6 protein-coding genes are annotated in these 17,150 nt (G+C 61.0%); 3 read left to right on the top strand and 3 right to left on the bottom strand.

Features of this window, described 5'->3' with window-relative positions; all coding sequences use genetic code 11:
* The first annotated feature begins 10 nt into the window (after positions 1–10).
* Entirely contained in the window at positions 11–1,714 is a 1,704-nt protein-coding gene (locus AB1462_RS07070; protein WP_259193082.1) for an AMP-binding protein, read from the top strand.
* A gap of 690 nt (positions 1,715–2,404) precedes the next feature.
* Here AB1462_RS07070 and AB1462_RS07065 read toward each other — a convergent pair.
* Positions 2,405–3,520: a Gfo/Idh/MocA family protein gene (locus AB1462_RS07065; protein WP_259193080.1), complete on the bottom strand. Its 1,116-nt coding sequence runs from the start codon at positions 3,518–3,520 to the stop codon at positions 2,405–2,407.
* A 298-nt stretch (positions 3,521–3,818) separates the two neighbouring features.
* On the opposite strand from AB1462_RS07065, the gene AB1462_RS07060 reads away from it, so the two are divergent.
* On the top strand, positions 3,819–4,847 hold the full coding sequence (locus AB1462_RS07060) for a WD40/YVTN/BNR-like repeat-containing protein (protein WP_367246564.1): 1,029 nt from the start codon (positions 3,819–3,821) through the stop codon (positions 4,845–4,847).
* A 15-nt stretch (positions 4,848–4,862) separates the two neighbouring features.
* Positions 4,863–7,238 carry an RND family transporter gene (locus tag AB1462_RS07055; protein ID WP_367246446.1) on the top strand — a complete coding sequence of 792 codons (2,376 nt, stop codon included), beginning with the start codon at positions 4,863–4,865 and terminating at the stop codon, positions 7,236–7,238.
* Between the two features lie 52 nt (positions 7,239–7,290).
* On the opposite strand, the gene AB1462_RS07050 is transcribed toward AB1462_RS07055, so the two are convergent.
* Both AB1462_RS07050 and AB1462_RS07045 read right to left on the bottom strand, forming a co-directional pair.
* Positions 7,291–12,204, bottom strand: coding sequence for a hypothetical protein (locus AB1462_RS07050; RefSeq protein WP_367246444.1), 4,914 nt, complete (start codon positions 12,202–12,204; stop codon positions 7,291–7,293).
* 191 nt (positions 12,205–12,395) lie between these two features.
* Positions 12,396–17,069, bottom strand: coding sequence for a hypothetical protein (locus AB1462_RS07045; protein ID WP_367246443.1), 4,674 nt, complete (start codon positions 17,067–17,069; stop codon positions 12,396–12,398).
* Positions 17,070–17,150: the final 81 nt, after the last annotated feature.

Here is a 17,150-nt window from a genome sequence, read left to right as displayed (position 1 = left end):
GGAGACTGCCATGAACGCTATCAGCCTGGAACACACCGAACGGGTCTGGTTGAACGCTTACCTGCCCGGCGTCCCGGCAGACATCGATGCCGCTATCGAGGACTACCCGTCGCTGCGCGAGGTGTTCTTGGAGCATCTGGAGAAATTTCGCGAGCGGGTCGCCTACGTCAGCATCGGCACTGAAATGACCTACGCCGACTGGCAGGTGCAAGGCATTGCGTTTGCCGGCTGGCTACAGGGCCAGGGCGTGAAGAAGGGCGACCGCGTGGCGCTGATGATGCCCAACTGCTTGCAGTACCCGATCTGTTTGCTCGGCACCATCCTGGCCGGCGCGGTGGTGGTGAATGTCAACCCGTTGTACACCTCCCACGAGCTCAAGCACCTGCTCAAGGACAGCAGCGCGGAAACCGTGGTGATCTTCGAAAACTTCGCCCACACCCTGGAAAAAGTCATCGCCGGCAGCAGCGTCAAGCGCGTGGTGGTGGCCGCCATCGGCGACTTGCTCGGCACCTTCAAGGGCGCGGCGATGAACTTCATCCTGCGCCGCGTGCAAAAGCAGGTGCCGGCCTTCAACCTGCCTGGCTCGGTGCGCTTCAACCAGGTGCTGAAACAGGGCCGCGCGCTCAACCACTTCCCGGTGGACATGCACCTCGACGACCTGGCCTTCCTGCAATACACCGGCGGCACCACGGGGGACGCCAAGGGCGTGATGCTCAGCCATCGCAATATCATCGCCAACCTGTTGCAGGCCAAGGCTTGGGTCGGCGACCAGTTGGACCAGGACAAACAGGAAACCAACGTCACCCTGCTGCCGCTGTACCACATCTTTTCGCTGACGGTGAATTGCCTGATGTTCATGTGCCTGGGCGGGCGCAACATCCTTATCGCCAACCCTCGGGATGTGAAACGGGTGCAGATGATCCTGCGCAAGGAACGCTTCAATGGCATCGCCGGGGTTAATACGCTGTTCAACGGCTTGCTGGAGAATAAGGAGTTCTGTGCGCGGGACTTCTCCGACCTGCGCATGGTGATCGCCGGCGGCATGGCCACGCACACTGCGGTGGCCAAGCGCTGGAAGGAAGTCACCGGGCTGCCGATCATCGAAGGCTACGGCCTTACCGAGTGCTCGCCAGTGGTGAGCATCAGCCCGATCAACATTGCGCGCATGCGCGAAATGGAGTTCACCGGCAGCATCGGCGTCCCGTTGCCGTCGACCTGGGTGCGGTTCATGCGTGAAGACGGCGAACTGGCCGAGATTGGCGAGCAGGGCGAACTGCAAGTGCGCGGTCCGCAGGTGATGCAGGGGTACTGGCAGCGTCCGAAGGAAACCGCCGAGGTGCTTGACGCCGAGGGCTGGCTGTCGACCGGTGACATCGGCGTGATGGACGAACGCGGCTATATCCGCCTGGTGGACCGCAAGAAAGACATGATCCTGGTCTCGGGCTTCAACGTTTACCCCAATGAAATCGAAGACGTGGTGGCGCTGCACCCGGGGGTTGGCGAAGTGGCGGCCATCGGGGTGGAAGATGGCGTGACGGGCGAGAGGGTCAAGATCATCGTGGTGCGCAAGGACCCGAAGCTGACCCAGGAACAGATTCTTGCGCACTGTCGGGAGTACCTCACGGGGTACAAGGTGCCCAGGTATGTGGAGTTTCGCAGTACCGAGTTGCCCAAGACTACGGTGGGTAAGGTACTGCGCCGAGCCTTGCGCTGATTTAAATGTGTGTAGGTGACCTACCTAAATGTGGGAGGGGGCTTGCCCCCGATGGCGGCCTCTGGGCCGACCATTTTTTTGGATCAGACCGAGTACATATCCGTTGCTGCGGTAACGGCGGCTATGGGTTCCGCCCTTACGGCGGCTCACTTTGGAAAAGCCCCAAAGTAAGCAAAGGGCTCTTGCCCCACCACTCGGCACCTCGCCTAGGCTCGGTGTGCCCGTAATCCGACAGTGATTTGGGGGGCCGCCGCCACGCGCCATCCATGGCGCGGGGCGGCTAAACCGGCATCCCTGCCGGTTTACCCCCCAAATCACTATCGAATTCCGGCCAGCGTGGTTTAACGGGGCGCCTAAGATCAAGATCAAGGGCGGCTCGCTTCGCATCGTGGTTGCCGTTGGCTGCTACAACGTTGTGTAGATAGCGATGTCCCGATAGCGGTGCATCAGTTAAAAATACATTGGTTGACACTCCGCCATCGGGGCATAGGTATCCACACAACTTTTCAGACCCTGACAAATCTCCCTGTGGCGAGCGGGCTTGTCCCGCGTTGGGCTGCGGAGCAGCCCCAAAACCAGCCGCAGTGGAGCGCCTGATACACCGCATTCGTCCTCATCAGGAGCGCTTCGCACCCCAACGCGGGACAAGCCCGCTCGCCACAGAGGTAGTGGGGCCTCCCTCTCACATGTTCAAACCGAGTTCACGTTGACCCAGCGCTCTTCACGGGCAGCCACGCGAATCGCCGTCGCCAACCGCTCCACCTCCCACGCCGCTTCAAAGTCGGTGCCATCCGCGCCCTGGCCGGCCAGCGCCATGATCAATTCCTGCACTTCCAGGGTCTTCAGTTCGTTGTAACCCAACTGATGCCCGGCAGCCGGGCTGAAGGCCGCGTAGCCGGGCAGGGCAGGGCCGGCCAGCAAACGCTGGAAACCGTCCTGGCCGACACGACACAGGCGCAGTTCATTCAAGCGTTCCTGATCGAACGCCAACGTACCCTTCGTGCCGCTGATCTCGAAACTCAGGTGGTTCTTGTAACCGTGCTTGAGCCAACTGCTGCTCACCGTGCCGCGCGCGCCGTTGGCGAAGCGCAGCAAGGCATGTACCTGGTCATCCACGGCGATGGCTTTTAGCTCGGCACTGCCGTTGACGGCCGGGCGCTGGGCGTGGACGGTCTGGGTGTCGGCACACACGCGGGTCACGTCGCCCATCAGATAACGCGCCATCGACAGCAAGTGGCTGCCCAGGTCCGCCAGGGCGCCACCGGCGTGTGCCACTTCACAGCGCCACGACCACGGTGACGCCGGGTCGGCCATGAAGTCTTCGCTGAACTCGCCCTGGAAACTGATGATTTCGCCGAGGTCGCCCTTGGCAATCAGTTGCCGCGCGAGGCCGATCATCGGGTTGTGCTGATAGTTGTAGCCCACCCGCGTCACCACCCCGGCCGCACTGGCGGCGCGGCGCATGGCGTCGGCCTGTTCGAGGCTGACCGCCAGGGGTTTTTCGCAATACACCGCCTTGCCCGCTGCAATCGCCGCCATCGCCATGGGGTAGTGCAGGTGGTTGGGAGTGGTGATGGCCACGACGTCCACCGACGGGTCGTTGATCAACGCTTGCCAGTCGCCGTGGGCCTTGGCAAACCCCCAGGCCGTGGCACAGCGCTGGGCGCGTTCGGTGTCGGCATCGGCCAGGGCGGCCAGCTTGAGGTGTACCGGCAGTTCAAATACCGCCCGGGCATTGTTGAACGCCAAGGCATGGGCGCGGCCCATGAAGCCTGTGCCGATCAAGCCGATTCCGAGTTCACGCATAGCCGTGGTCCTTTGGATTATTGTTTTCAGGAAGGCTATTAATGGAATAAAAATTCCTATAATTCAAGATATGGAATAAAAATTCATTAATCAGCCTGGCTAATACCCTGCTATTCAGGCATGGCTAAACGCCGCCAGTTAACAAAAGATAACGTAGCACCGATTGTCAGACGATTCGAAAGCCCGATAGGATGGCCCCTGCTTCCTCCAGGCGCTCTAGATTGCAGGTTTCAGGGCCCGGGAAGGCGAGACGACCTAACAATAATAAATGGGAGAAAGGTCTATGAGTGAGCCTGTCATGGGTTGGGTTGTTTGCCGCCCACGCGCCGCACGCAGGGTTGCGTTGCTGGCCGCAGCGCTCTCGCTGTTTGGCGCTGTCGCATTGCCGACGGTCGTCCAGGCCGCCAGCGATACCACTTTTGCGATTGAATCCCCCAAGGCCGCCAAAGGCCTGATGATCGATGTTGTCCATGCCGGCAAGCGGCTGGTGGCGGTCGGTGATCGCGGGCACATCCTCTATTCCGATGACCAGGGCAGTACCTGGACTCAAGCCAAGGTCCCCACCCGGCAACTGCTGACGGCGGTGTATTTCGTCGATGACCAGCACGGTTGGGCGGTCGGCCATGATGCGCAAATCCTCGCCAGTTCCGACGGCGGCGCCACTTGGACCCAGCAATACCAGGACCTCAAGCGCGAATCCCCGCTGCTCGACATCTGGTTCAAGGACGCCAGCCACGGCCTGGCCGTCGGCGCCTACGGTGCGCTGATCGAAACCACCGACGGCGGCAAGACCTGGGAAGACGTCAGCGACCGCCTCGACAACGAAGACCAGTTCCACCTCAACGCCATCGCCCAGATCAAGGACGCCGGGCTGTTTATCGTCGGCGAGCAGGGCAGCATGTTCCGCTCCAGCGACGACGGCCAGACCTGGGAAAAACTCGAAGGCCCCTACGAGGGCTCGCTGTTTGGCGTGATCAGCACCGCACAACCGCAGACCCTGCTGGCCTACGGCTTGCGCGGCAACCTTTACCGTTCCACGGATTTCGGCAGCACCTGGGAACAGGTCGAACTGAATGCCGCACGCGGCGCCCTGGAGTTCGGCTTGTCGGGGGCGACGTTGCTGGAGGACGGCGCCATCGTGGTCGTCGGTAACGGCGGCAGCGTGGTGGTCAGCCATGACGACGGCCAGACCTTCAGCGTGTTCAACCGCCCGGACCGCATTTCGTTGTCGGCCGTCACGGCGGCAGGCAATGGCAACTTGATTCTGGTCGGGCAGGGCGGTGTTCGTGTGGCCGCGCCAACCGGCGCTGAACCGACAAAACAATAAGAAGGCGGGCAAAGAATGAGCAGTCATCACAACGATAAAGCGACCTTTCTTGAGCGCCTGATCTTCAACAACCGCCCGGCAGTGATCGTCATCTGCCTGCTGGTGAGTGTTTTCCTGTTCTGGCAGGCGACGTTGATTCGCCCGTCCACCAGCTTTGAAAAGATGATCCCGCTCAAGCACCCCTTCATCGAAAAGATGATGGAGCACCGCAACGACCTGGCCAACCTGGGCAACACGGTGCGTATCTCGGTGGAGGCCAAGGACGGTGACATCTTCACGAAGGAGTACATGGAGACCCTGAGGCAGATCAACGACGAGGTGTTCTACATCTCCGGCGTCGACCGTTCGGGCCTCAAGTCGCTGTGGAGCCCCAGCGTACGCTGGACCGAAGTCACCGAAGAGGGCTTTGCCGGCGGTGAAGTCATCCCGCAGAGCTACAACGGCTCGGCGCAAAGCCTCGATCAACTGCGCAACAACGTGCTCAAGTCCGGCCAGGTCGGGCGTCTGGTGGCCAACGACTTCAAATCAAGCATTGTCGATATTCCGCTGCTGGAGTCCTACCCGGACCCACAGGACCAGGGCAAGTTGCTGGCCCTGGATTACCGCAAGTTTTCCCATGAACTCGAAGACAAGATCCGCGACAAGTTCGAAGCCCAGAACCCCAACGTCAAGATCCACATCGTTGGCTTCGCCAAGAAGGTCGGCGACCTGATCGACGGGCTGGTGATGGTGGTGCTGTTCTTCGGCGTCGCGTTCGTCATCACCCTGGTCCTGTTACTGTGGTTCACCAATTGCCTGCGCAGCACCATTGCGGTGTTGAGCACCACCTTGGTGGCGGTGGTCTGGCAGCTCGGCTTGATGCACTTCTTCGGCTTCGGGCTGGACCCGTACTCGATGCTGGTGCCGTTCCTGATCTTCGCCATCGGGATTTCCCACGGTGTGCAGAAGATCAACGGTATCGCCCTGCAATCCAGTGAGGCGGACAACGCGCTGACGGCCGCGCGGCGTACTTTCCGGCAACTGTTCCTGCCGGGGATGATCGCGATCCTCGCGGACGCCGTGGGCTTTATCACACTGCTGATCATCGACATCGGCGTGATCCGTGAGCTGGCCATCGGCGCGTCCATCGGCGTGGCGGTGATCGTGTTCACCAACCTGATCCTGCTGCCGGTGGCGATTTCGTATGCGGGCATCAGCAAGCGTGCCATCGCCCGGAGCAAGAAGGACGCGCACCGCGAACATCCGTTCTGGCGCCTGCTGTCCAAATTCGCCAGCGCCAAAGTCGCGCCGGTATCGGTCCTGCTCGCGCTGATCGCCTTCGGCGGCGGCCTCTGGTACAGCCAGAACCTGAAGATCGGTGACCTCGACCAGGGCGCGCCGGAACTGCGTCCGGACTCGCGCTACAACAAAGACAACAACTTCATCATCAGCAACTACTCCACCAGTTCCGACGTGCTGGTGGTGATGGTCAAGACCAAGGCCGAAGGCTGCTCGCGCTATGAAGCCATGGCGCCCATCGACCAGTTGATGTGGAAGATGCAGAACACCGAGGGCGTGCAGTCGGCGATCTCGTTGGTGACCGTGTCCAAGCAGATGATCAAGGGCATGAACGAGGGCAACCTCAAGTGGGAAACCCTGTCGCGTAACCCCGATGTGCTGAACAACTCCATCGCCCGCGCCGATGGCCTGTACAACAACAATTGCTCGCTGGCGCCGGTGCTGGTGTTCCTTAACGACCACAAGGCCGAAACCCTCGACCGCGCGGTGCATGCGGTGCAGGACTTCGCCAAGGACAACAACAAGGACGGCCTGGAATTCATCCTTGCCGCCGGTAACGCCGGGATCGAGGCGGCCACCAACGAGGTGATCAAGGAGTCCGAGCTGACCATCCTGGTCCTGGTGTACCTGTGTGTGGCGACCATGTGCATGATCACCTTCCGTTCCTGGGCGGCGACCCTGTGCATCGTGCTGCCACTGGTGCTGACTTCGGTGCTGGGCAACGCGCTGATGGCGTTCATGGGCATCGGTGTCAAGGTCGCGACCTTGCCGGTGGTAGCCCTGGGCGTGGGCATCGGCGTGGACTACGGCATCTACATCTACAGCCGCCTGGAAAGCTTCCTGCGTGCCGGTTTGCCGTTGCAGGAAGCCTATTACCAGACCCTCAAGTCCACCGGTAAAGCCGTGCTGTTCACCGGTTTGTGCCTGGCGATCGGCGTGTGCACCTGGATCTTCTCGGCCATCAAGTTCCAGGCCGACATGGGCCTGATGCTGACCTTCATGCTCCTGTGGAACATGTTCGGTGCACTGTGGCTGCTGCCGGCACTCGCGCGTTTCCTGATCAAGCCCGAGAAGCTGGCGGGGCAGAAGGGCAACTCGTTGTTTGCGCACTGATTCCGTCAGCTGCGCAGAGACGCCCGATGTCAGCATCATCGGGCGTAGGTGATCAGGTGGCTGAAGGGGCGATGGCTAAAAACAGCTGATCCTGAGGCGGCATGATCAACACATACAGGATTTTCTCGATAGGTTCGGCCCCAGGCGACTGCTGGTTGCGTAATCGTGTTTGTACATGCTCTTTGAGCAGGTCCTTTTGCGTGTATTTACGCTGGCTGGCGAGTTTCAGATGGGCCCGGGTGTAGCTGGCTGGCGGTGCATCGGCGGTGGCGTAGTGAAAGTGGGCGTACCAGAGCACCGCCGGCGGCTTTTGCGCTTTGTCATACACGGCGTATTCGGTGAAGAAATCGCCGCCCAGGGTGGGCCGCTGCGGATCTGCCCGGCTGGTAAGGTTGATATCGATTTGTTTTTGCCCCCATAGATACTCGAGGCTTTCCAGGCTTGGCCACTGGCGTTTATAGGCCTCACTGCACACCCGCTGCGCCATGCGCTCCATATCCCTGGCGTGTGCCCGATAGGTGTCGATCAGGTCCTGCGCTGAAGGTTGGTTGTGGTGAGCGTGCGCGACTTCATCGGCGAGGTCGGTGAGTTTTTTCGCCTGTCCGGTGAGCAACTCGTCCCAGTCCGCGGGGTTGATGTCTTGCCGGGTAATGGGAGATTCCAGCTTCTGTTGTTGTGCGGTGATTACCCGTTCGATCTCTGTGCGTTGCCGGATCAGTTTCTCGCCCTGAGTCTTGAGCGTTGCCAGGGGGCGCATACTTGCGGCGGGCGCTGGTGTGGCTAGGGGTTGTTGGACTGTTTCTACCCAGCTGTCAGCATCATAGGGCTCGAACGAGGTCACGGTTTCACCGGTAAAGGTGTTGGTGATGATCAGACGTTCCTGAGGGTGTTGGCTGTCAGCAGGCTTCAGGTCACCGACCAGGTAGTTTCTTTTGCGGGTTTTGAATATGCGCTTTGTAGGCGCTTTCGGTCTGCGCAAGCTTGAAGACAACGCTTCGACCTCCAGTGCCTCTTGGCTGCGCACCACGCTTTCCAGCTCGTTTTCGGCCAGCATCCGCGCCTGCCTGAGCCCATTCATGAGGCGTTCGGAGACAGGGTGGACGCGTTCTGGATTGATAAACGTGAGGGCCTCAATGGCGCGCTCGTAGCTGCGGTATTTACCGAGGAGCGTGTCATATAGCATGCGCTGTTGATCGAGAGGGTAGCCGGTGCTGCTGCGTACTTCGGTGTGCGAAAGCAAGGTTTGGCTCAGGTTCGAATCGGCAAGATGTTCGATGTACAGCGCCTCCAGTGGCGGCGGCTCAAGTGCTGATAATTTGACCACTGCCCACGATAGCGGGATCAGCGCGTGGAGCTCCAGGTTCTCTGAAAAAAAGTGTTGGAGCGTGTCAATGTTTGCCAGCAACTCTTCACGAATCACACGTCCTGCTACAGAGTCCTGTTCCAATAACTCAAGGGTGGTTTCCATCTCGCGGGAGCGAGCGGCCATACGGTGGATGACGTCTGCCAGTTCAATCGATCGGGTCACGTGTTCCTTGTACGTCCAAGGGCGCCCGCTCTGCATCTCAGGCAACATCCGTTGAATCAGTTGGCTCATGGGCTCGCCACGATCGGTGAATAGAAACGTCTCTGCCCATTTTTGCAGATGGATATGCAGGCGCAGTTGGTCCTCCCAGAGTGTTTTCAGGGTAGCTGCCCGGTCCTGCACGTGGCCACGAGCGCCTGCGTACTTTTCCAGGTCCTGTCCCGCCTTGAACAGTTCAATACGCTTGGGCAGTAACAGTGCGTACTGTTGTTCCGCCTTTTCCAGAGCAATTTCATAGCGTGTGCGTACCTTTGAATAGCTTGATATCTCTTGCTCGTGGCGAGCTTCAAGGGCCGGTTTTTGCGTGTCGGTGGCTTTATCCAGAAGGTTCCATACCAGTTTCAACGTGCTGATGTGTTGAAGCAGGGTTTTGCGCTCGCTGTTTAGCCCATCGAGCAATGCCCTGAACGCGTGCATCGTGGGGGTGATCTCCACACTGAGCACTTGAATGCGGCCCAGCAGTTGCTCCCTTTGGAGCCGATTCGCTTCACGTAAAGCCGCCACGCGCTTGGGGCCACCGCCGGTCAGTTTCAGCCCGCGGTCCAGGGTCCAGTGGCCGGAGCCATCGGTTCGCAGCTTGATCCCAGGGTGGTCGGGTTTTTCGGGGTCAATAATGAACACCTCGTCAAAGCCCGGGACGATGCTGACGCGAAACAGCAGGCCACCCACCGAGGCATGCCAGCGCTGGTTGAGCCTGAACAGCCCCCGTTGCGGGCCGAGCGCGACGGGTTCCGGGGCCGGTTCAGGCCAGGGAATATTGAACCCCAACAGTTTTTTCAGCAGGCGCGCCGAAGCACTGTCGCCGGCCAGTGAGCGGTCAATGTCCAACAGCGTGCGGCCACCACCGGGGGGCTCGGAGGGTAAGCCGACGATGCCCCGCTGAACCACGGCAGAGGCGGGGGGCGTTTGAGTGGATGGGCGGCTCAATGGCCATTGTTCAAGGGCCGGTGGAGCCGGCTCATCGGCGACGGCGGGCTTTTTTGCTGCCTGGGTGGGCAAGCCGAAGTGGAGCAACACCATGCTGGTATTGAGCAACAGGTCGACCCAGGCAAGTTCCCTGGCAGTCGGGTCGTCGCTCTCCAGTGCCGGCACGTCTTGCTTGAGGCTTTGTGCCAGTTGCATGAACCAGCCCACGGCCGCCAACGGTCCGCGTACCAGCATCAACAACGTATTGAAGCCCAGTTGCATGCCTTCGAGGATTAACGCCCAACGGCTTTCAGCGTTGGAGGTTGAATCGCGGTCGGCCTGGTCCAGCAACTGACGCGCTTCGCACTCAAACAGGTACTCCATCAGTTGGTTGGCATTGAGGGCTTGCAGAATCCGATCGTTGCTTTCATCTCCAGGCAGGGCAAGGGTGGCGGGAGGCGGAACCCTGGGCAAGGGATCGAACTCTGAACCGATCCCGCTGACACGCACGTAATGGGGCTCCTTGAACCCACCGTTGCTGTAGATAGACCGGGCGTCATCTTTCAACCAGGCCAATACGCTGTCCTGGAGCGCCCCAGGTTCGATGATGGCCGCCAGCAGGCTCTCCCGGTCGACGAATTCCATCAGCGACTGGCGGTATGCGGGGCGATACAGCAGACGCGGCCCCGGCTGCCCGTTGCGGGGCTCGATGATGAACATATTCTGTACCGTATCCGCCCTGGCGCCGGGCTTGCGCTGAAACGCCAGCACGCGCATCACGACTTCATCGGCACCCGCCCAACGCTCTGTACTGTGGGCGCCGAGCACTGCGTTGACATAGCGCAAACCGCTCAGCGTCAGCCCGGCTTCGCCCTTTATTTTGTGCTCCAGGGCCAGGCTTTTCAGGTCGATGGGGCGTTGCTGGCAGAACAGGCGCTTGCGTTGTTGCGCCTCTGCTTCATCACTGAGCAGGCCCTGTTGAATGTAAGCCGGGTAATTGCGGCCGACATCAACGCGTTGCACCAGTTGGAGCAGGTATTCCGGGGTCAGCCAGGGTTCGATTGGCAGCCCTCCCGTGTGCTGCACTGTCATGCGCCCGGCGGGTGTTCCGCTGAGGTTCTTCAGGGCCAGGTCGACCAGGCTCATCGGGACGTTCTCGATATAGCCACTTTGCAACGTGCCCACGGGCACATGGAAGGTCAGGTGCAGGGTGTCGGCCGTGTAGGGCGAGTGGGCAATGTCCGTGCAGGTGCGCTCGCCATGCAGGGCGGCATTTCGGTCCAGGCACAGTTGATGGTCCAGGTGCCGGGTGGCGTAGGTGCGGATATCGTCCAGCCCGTCGAGGTAGCCTTTGCCGTGTGTCAGGCGCCTGAGGTTGGCTTGTTCGAGCAGGCGTTGATGAAAGGCAAAGCGGTCGGCAGACGAGGCGTCGCGTAGCCAGTCAGGAAGGGCGGCCTGGATCGGCAGGCGTGTTTGGCCGGGCACGCGCGGCGCATGGCTAAACAGTTCGGCCGGATCAGTAAGGGCGTCAAACTGCGTCTCCAGTCGTTGGACGGTGCTGTCGGCGGGCAGGCGTATGCGAGCCAGCGCGTCCAGTTGTTGATTCAAGACCAGGGCGGCTTGCACCTCGAAAATATCGCCGTCGGGTTCGTACTGCCGCCAGGTGATCGTATCGGCGATCCATTGCGCTTGCATGCGCTTGCCCCAGGCTTCACCGAAAGCATCCAGGCCGGCATAGGACAGGATCTGGCCTGACAAGCCGCACCAGAACACGCGGCTGCCGCTGACCACCAGGATATCGCTGGCCTGCAGCGTCAGCGTGGTATTCCCCCGCACCAGCTGGGTTTCCAGGGTGTACGCGTGAATAGCGTTATCGGGCCATGGCCGTTCGGACCTGGCTTCTCGGCTGGGACAGTCGGCCAGGGTGCTGAGTATTTGCAGTTGCTGGGCATCATCACCGGATTGGCGTACGGCCGAGGTGCTCAGCCGGCCTCGCAGCACACTTGCCAACCATTGCCAGCGGCTGCCGCCAGCATCGCTGTCCTGCTCCCAGTAAGTGGCCAGCGCGTCTTGCGCGCCGACAAACAGAATCAGGGGCAGCTCGCGTATCGCGTCTTCAAAGACATGCAGGTCATAGTTGCGCTCGCCATTGGCTTGAAAGGTGAGCCGGGTACCGGTTGTGTCGCTCAGGTAAGCGTCCAGTCCGTAGCGAAACGACAGGTCGGGAAAACTGCCGTCGGCAAGATGTTGGAGCGCCACATCCAGTAGCGGATGCAGACCTCGGCCGCTACCTTCGCGAGGTAGCGCCAGGCAAAGACCTGAAAGGGGAATGGATAACAGCGGCGGATAGTACTCTTCCAGCCTGCTGGCCAGCATTTGAGCAACAACTGAGCGCAGTGAGGGCCGCGTGGAAAATTGCGCAGCTACGACTTTTTTCAGCAGGTTTTCGGCCGGACTTGGCGGGATGACAGGCATGGACATCTTCCTTTACGTTGGATAAGTGAATGCCTTCGTAAAGTAAGATCAACAGCACGCCCGATGTGGTAGCCCGATATTATCGGAAGGCTTTATGGCCACGCGCGCGAGGTGGATCAACCCCGCGCGCGTAGTAACGACCAGGCATGCCAGTGCTTATGCGCGCTCGCTGTTAGTGGGATGTTCTGGCCTCAGGGTTCGAGCGACAAAAACCAGCGCTCGGCCAACGCCTTGCCGATCAGCCCACGGTGTACATCCACCACCGTCTGCGGGCTTTGAGCCTGGGCCAGTAACGAGTAGTAGCTCTGCGTTTGTTGCGCACGGGTTTTCAAGTGGGCGGCGGTGTAGCCAGCCTTGGGTGTATTGGCAGCCGGGTAATGAAAGTGCGCGAACCACAGCGGGTTGCCTTGCTGGTCATTCACCGCGTATTCCTGGATGAAGTCCCGACGTTCGCCTTTTAGTTGAAACCGTGCATTCCACCTGGACACGCTGACCTGTTTTTCGCCGATCAGGTATTCAAGGTTGCCGTGAGTCGGTGGCAGTTCCAGGCTCAATTGGATGCGCAGTGCCTTGCCGCGAGCGCTCAGGCGTCGCCCGGCTTCGCGCAGGTCGGTCACCAGCGTCTGGTCCGCGGCGGTGCGGGCGCTTTCGGCCTGGGCCTGAACCAGCCGGTCCAGCTCCGTGGCCAGCTTGTCGTAGCGGACCGCTTCGTACTGCAGGATCTCCTCAACCTCCTGCGGATGCTTGCAGATTTTGGTGTAGTCGTCGCCCCGACGCAGGTGCTCTTCAACCATCGCCAGCAGCTTGCGCGCCTTGCCTTTGACCAGGCCGAACTCGCGCGGGGCAGCAGGCGATTGGGCAGGCGTTGCTTCGACGAACTCGACCCAGTCCTCACCGTCCTGCGAGTACATTCCCAGCAGTTGGTCGTTGGCTTCGTCTCGCACCTCGACCATTTCCACGTTGCCAACGGGTTTCACCTCGCCGATAAGCGTGGCCTTTTTTCGGGTCCGAATAACCTTTTTCGCGGGTCTTCCCGTGACCGCGACAGGGCGCCGGGGTGGCCGTCGGCTGGTTTGCGCAGGCGGTTTGACTTCGCTGGCCAAACGTCGCGTGACGTCCTGGTAGAGCTCATCGAGCAAGGTGAACAGTTTGCTGTTGTAGCTCGGGTCCAGCACGCCGGCATCGACGATGCCCAAGCCCTGCAACGAATCGAGGGCGCGACCATAATGCTCCACCAGGCTCTCCAGCACACTCAGGCGATCACTGGCCGACAGCTCCAGGCTGTTGAGTTCACTGTGGGTGCGCACATGCTGTTGCAGCGGTTCGACAATGGTGTCCAGCGCAATGAACAGCGGATGCTGGATGTCTTTGACGATCAGCCGTTTCAGGCAGCGAATTTGCAGATCCTTGATGGCCAGGGCACTGATCTCGTTCGGTCGGCCCTGGGTCAAGCGTTTGAACACGTCAGCACCGGAGGAGCCGAGATTGAACAACTGCTCCAGATGACGATCCGTGGACTCAAGCCCGCGGATGCTGCGGTCATTGATGTCCAGCATCTGATGGAGGAACTGCCGATAACCCATCGGTTCGCTGAGCACTGCCAGGTACAGGGCGGCACCTTCACGGGTGAACCGGGGGTGGGCGCGGTAGAGCGCTCGCCTGTCTGCTTCTGCGATTACCACATGTTTGCGGGTGTTATTGATGGTGTTCTCCAAAAGCACCAGGGTGTTCTTGAGCGGCAGTGGAATGTTCAGCTCGTTGCGTTCTTGGGCGCTGTTGAGGATCTTCAGGTAATCGCGGGTCTGGGTTTTCAGGGCATCGTCGAAGTGCTTGCGCACGTTGGCCCGTTGCACCTCGCTGAATCGGGCATTCTGTTCGGCGTCTTCCATCGCGGCCTGGGCCGCGTCCACAGTGCGTTGCCGTTCCTGTTGGTTTGCCAGCATCTGCTCATAGTCGCCTTGCAACTCACTGATACGCAGGGCCTTGCGCTGGCGTTCGGCGGCAATCCGTTTGGGCGGCATGCCCCCGTGTAGCCGCAGCCGGGTATCGACGGACCAGACACCCTGTGCGTTGGTACGCAGGTAGGGGCCGCGCCGCTTGCTATCGGCACGGTCGACAATCACCACGCTGGCATCGTCGTCCAGAACGACCCGGAACAGGTCCCCCTCAATCTGGGCGTACCAGTGGTTTTCGATCAGGTACAAGCCTCTGCGTGGGCCGTTCAACACGGGCTGGGGCAAGGTGGGGGGCGTGGCGACTTTAAATGCCGTAAGGCGCATACGCTGGCTCGGTGTGAGGCGCTGGCGCGCCTGGGCGAAACTGAAATCCAGAGCCGTGCGGTTGTCGCGCGGCAGTTCTCCGGCCAGGGCCACGGTGCCTTGGCGGTGCTGCGGGGAAGGCAGGGGCGGCCAGCGCGAGGCATCACGTCGAGGTACTGGTGCGTGCAAAGCCCGTTGCCGGATGGCCGCGGCCAACGGTGGTCGTCGTGCCTGCACCGATGGGAAGTCCAGCAACGCCATCGCGACGCTGAGTAACAAGTCGATGGCGCCCTGTTCCCGGTCGAGGGGGTTCTGGCTGCTGAGGGCTTGGACATCGCGGGTAACGCTGGCGAACATGGTCAGTAACCATCCGGTAAGCATCGCCGGGCCACGCAGTACCGGCACCAATAGGCTGCCGAACAGCAAGCTTGCCCCTTCCATCAACACTTGCCAGCGGCTTTCGTTGTTGGACACCGACGCGCGTTCGGCCTGATCCACCAGCGCCCGGGCGTGGTCGCTGAACAGGTAGCGCATCAACTGCCCGGTCACCAGGCATTGCTGCAGTTCATCGTTGAGACCATTGCGGGCGAGGGTCGCCGGCTGCGGCGTGTGCAGTGGCGCGAATTCGTCGCCTTGGCCAAAGCGCACGTAATGGGGTTGGCGAAAACCGCCCCGGTCGTAGATTGGCCGCACGTTGTCGGGCAGCCAGGTCAGCACGCTGGTTTGTAACGCTCCGGGCTCGGCGATGGCCTCGAACAGCGCAGCACGGTTGGCGAACTCGCGCAGCGGTTCGGCATACAGCGGTCGATACAGGAGGTGCGGGCCACTCTCAAGATTTTGGTACTCGATGAGGTACATGGCGCTGACCGTATCCGCTGGGGCGCCTGGGGCACGCAAGAATGCCAGGTGACGAATCGCCACGGGATGGTTGTTGACGTGCTGGTCTGTACTCTCGGGCTGCATCAACGCGTCGACCATGCTGGCGCCTTGGGGCGTTACGCCGGCCGCGCCCTGGAGGCTCAGCTCCAAGGCCAGCAACGGCAACTGCACTCGCTGTTGATCGGTAAACAGGACTTCGCGTCGCTGTGCGTCAGGTGTGTCGCTCAGCAGTGCTTGTTTAAGCCGCAGGGGGTAGTGTTTGCCGATGTCGACTTGTTCGATCAAGCCATCACTGCCCGTGAGGTACTCCGCCGTCAACCACTCCGGCAGCATGGTGCCGTGGCGATGGGCAATCGACAGTTGGCCGCTGGGACGGGCGGACAGGTTATTGATGGCCAGTTCGGTGAGGCTCATGTTCACGTGCTCGACGATACCGGCGCCGCCGGGGTAACCGGCGGCCACCACGAACGTCAACATCACATCATCGGGATGCAATGTGGCCTGGGGCGCGGGGGCTGCGGCCCTGGCGGCCTCGCGCTGCAACGCTTGCTGCAAGGCGCGGACCGTGTAGGTGTGGATGTCGTCAATGTCACTGAGGAAAGTGCGTCCTTGCGCCCGCTGCTTTGCGCTGGCCAGGGCCAGGCTGTATTGCCGGTAACGGGAACGATCGGCGGGGAGCGCATCGCGCAATGGGTCGGGCATGAGCGCCCGCACGGTCCTGAGGTGCGGCAGGCGGTCTGGCGGGGCATCGATAAAGTACCGCCCTGGGTCGGTGAATTCGCGGTACAACGCTTGCAATGTCGCTGGGCTTTGAATCAGTGGCAGGTTCAGGTCGGCAAGATTTTCCAGTTGTTGGTTGAGGATGATCGCTGCCTGGTGGTCGAAGATCGAGCCCTCGGGTTCGTAGCGGTTGCAGGTGATTGTCTGGGCTTGATACTGCGCGCTGATGCGCTGTTCCCAGGCGGTGGTGAAGTCATCCTGGGACGTAAAATGTTCAACCCGGCCACTGGGTGTACACAGCAGTACTGGCGCTTGGCCGTTGATGACGCGGGTCAGCAGCAGGTGCTCAGGGAGCAGGCGAGCACTTTGGCCCTTGTTGTGCAGTGTGGTCTCGATACCGTAGGCCATCACGGCATGCTCACCGTGGCGTGCCATGCGCTGGGCGCGGTCTGGGGTGGTGGTGAGCTGGTCGAGGGTTTGGCGGGCTGTCTCATCCAGCGCCGGCTGGCCGAGGGCGGCGGCCTGCAAGGTGCTCCTGAGCATGTCGCTGAGCCAGCGCCAGCGGCTGACACTATTGTCCGCGCCCTCATTCCAGAAGTGGATCAACGCGTCCTGCAGGGCAATCGGCAGGGTGGCGGGCAATTCCCGGATCACGTCCTCGATGACCTTCATGTCCAGCTTTTCCGCAGTGGTGCCCGGCAGCTTCAGGCGCTTGGGCGGAGCGTCGGACAGGTAATAGGCGGTGTCATTGACGTCACTGAAGTCCAGCGGGCCATTGCTGCACAGGTACTGGTAGACGACGTCTATCAAGGGTTGGAGTTTCCAGCCACCGGAGGGTTGTGGAATGGCCAGTTGGGTAAGGGACAGGTCGATCGCCAATGAGGGGTAGCGTTCATTGATAGCACGCAAGAGCAGAGGGCGGATGATTGTTTCCAGGGGCGCGAGGCCAGCAAATTGCTGGCTCACCACCTGGGCCGTCAGGTTTTCAGGGAGGGCAGGAGAGGGCATGGGTGTAAAAGTCCTTTTCTGGGGAACGCCGCCTGGATCAGGCGAGGTCATTTCAGCCAAGCATGGTGTCTGCGGGCGGGC

The organism is Pseudomonas sp. SB113 (assembly GCF_040754745.1).
GTDB classification, from domain to species: Bacteria; Pseudomonadota; Gammaproteobacteria; order Pseudomonadales; family Pseudomonadaceae; genus Aquipseudomonas; species Aquipseudomonas grimontii.
This window is presented reverse-complemented; position numbering and strand designations above follow the sequence as displayed.

Coding starts and splice junctions, on each gene's coding strand:
- AB1462_RS07070 (WP_259193082.1), top strand. CDS start 11: ATGAACGCTATCAGCCTGGAACACACCGAACGGGTCTGGTTGAACGCT.
- AB1462_RS07065 (WP_259193080.1), bottom strand. CDS start 3,520: ATGCGTGAACTCGGAATCGGCTTGATCGGCACAGGCTTCATGGGCCGC.
- AB1462_RS07060 (WP_367246564.1), top strand. CDS start 3,819: ATGGGTTGGGTTGTTTGCCGCCCACGCGCCGCACGCAGGGTTGCGTTG.
- AB1462_RS07055 (WP_367246446.1), top strand. CDS start 4,863: ATGAGCAGTCATCACAACGATAAAGCGACCTTTCTTGAGCGCCTGATC.
- AB1462_RS07050 (WP_367246444.1), bottom strand. CDS start 12,204: ATGCCTGTCATCCCGCCAAGTCCGGCCGAAAACCTGCTGAAAAAAGTC.
- AB1462_RS07045 (WP_367246443.1), bottom strand. CDS start 17,069: ATGCCCTCTCCTGCCCTCCCTGAAAACCTGACGGCCCAGGTGGTGAGC.